Source organism: Kineococcus glutinatus (assembly GCF_039542765.1).
Taxonomy (GTDB): Bacteria; Actinomycetota; Actinomycetes; order Actinomycetales; family Kineococcaceae; genus Kineococcus_A; species Kineococcus_A glutinatus.
The window spans coordinates 1-1,749 of the sequence record NZ_BAABIL010000728.1; the positions used below are offsets into that span (position 1 = coordinate 1).

Below are 1,749 nucleotides of genomic sequence, written 5' to 3' on the forward strand. Positions count from 1 at the left end.
AGGGCGTGCGCCGCCGCCAGCCGCGCGGCGCGGGTGACGACCCCGCGGCCGCGGGCGTCGGGGTGCGCCCACCAGCCGAGCTCGGCGGTGAGCGCACCCCGGCCGGCGAGCATGGCGCTCATCGAGGCCAGGCAGCGGTCGTCGGCGGGGTCGGCCACGCACCAGTGCACGGCCTCGCCCGCGGCCGCGGCCTCGCGCGTCGAGGAGAAGAACCCCGCCGCCTCCGCCGGCCCGTACGGGGACGGCACGTCGGGCAGCCACCGCTGCGTCCGCGGGTCGGAGCACGCCGCCACGACCCGGGCCGCGTCCGCGTCCCGCCACGGACGCAACCGCACGCCGTCGCCGTCGAGGACGGGCACGTCGAGCCAGTCCGCCGCCGGCTCGCGGCCCTCCGCGCGCAGCAACGAGCCGGTCCAGGCGTCCGGCCGCCGCCCGTGCTGCTCGCCCAGGCCGCGGCCGGTGCCCTCGAACCGGAACCCGCAGGCCCACGCCACCCGGCGCGAGGCCCAGTTGCCGGCCGCGCACGTCCAGCGCACGCCGTGCAGCCCGAGGTCGTCGAACCCCCACGCGAGGAGCCGGGCGACGGCCCGCCGCGCCAGGCCCCGACCGCGCGAGGCGGGGACCACGAGGTAGCCCACCTCGGCCCACCCGGCGCCCAGCAGGCCCAGGTTCGCCGTGCCGGCGAACGCGCCGGCCTCCTCCAGCACGAAGGAGGCCGCCACGCCCTGCTGCCAGTTGCGCCCGGTGCGCGCCACGAACTCCGCGGCGTCCGGGCCGGAGAACTCCGCCGGCAGCGAGGTCCAGCGCCGGATCGCCGGGTCGGCCCACGCGGCGTGCAGGGGATCGGCGTCCGCGGCGGTCCAGGCCCGCAGCAGCAGGCCGTCCCCGGCGGTGAGCACGGGTGGCGAGGGTGGCAGCTCGGCGGTCACGGCACCGATCCTGCGCGCCGCGCCCGGCCCGGTCGAGCCCTTTCCGCTCCCGCCGTGCCGACCCGTCTCACATCACGCGGGTGAGAGCGACGACGGCGCCCTCGGCGGGGCTCCACGTGATGGTGCCCCCGAAGAACTCCTGCCGCACGCGGCCGTCGGGGTCGGCGTGCTCGTCGCCCACCGGCATGCCCAGCGCCGAGCGGTCCCCGCCGATGCCGCGGTATGCCTCCAGGATCGCGCCGCGCACCGCGCGCGTGCCCCCCTTGCTCTGGTACACCGCGGCCCCCTGGAACTGCTGGACGTGCACGAACGGCCCGTACGGCTCGTGGTAGGGCGTGGTCGCGTCGGTGGTGGGGTAACCCATCCAGCCGGCCTCCCAGCCGTTGCGCGCCCAGTACTCGCGGATCGGGCCCTCGTCGACGAAGCGGGCCCCGGTGGCGGGGGACCAGTACAGCTCCCCGCGCTGGAAGTGCTGCCCGAAACCGCCGTCGCGCAGCGGCCCGAACTCCTCGCCCACGGGCAGGCCGAGGACGCCCGTCGCGCCGCCCCACGCCTCGAACGCCGCGCCGATCGCCCCGCGCACCGCGTGCGCACCGCCGGCCGGGCTCCAGTACGCGGTGCCGCCCTGGAAGGACTGCGCCCGCACCGAGCCGTCGGCACCGGCCGCGCGCTCGTCCCCGATCGGGTAGCCCAGCCAGCCGGCCTCCCAGCCCGTGCTCGCCCAGAGGTCGCGGATGGCGCCCTTCACGACCCACGTGCCCGACGTCGGCGCCGAGTACAGCGACCCGCCCTCGAAGTGCTGCCCGCGGCCACCGGCGCG

At 78.4% G+C, this 1,749-nt stretch carries 2 protein-coding genes; both read right to left on the bottom strand.

Annotated features, from left to right (window positions below; genetic code table 11):
* Window positions 1-929 (bottom strand): GNAT family N-acetyltransferase (locus ABEB16_RS20710; protein WP_345714078.1); only part of this gene is annotated, 929 nt, incomplete at its 3' end.
* A gap of 67 nt (window positions 930-996) precedes the next feature.
* A partial coding sequence (locus ABEB16_RS20715; RefSeq protein WP_425560278.1) for an LGFP repeat-containing protein occupies window positions 997-1,749 on the bottom strand: 753 nt, incomplete at its 5' end.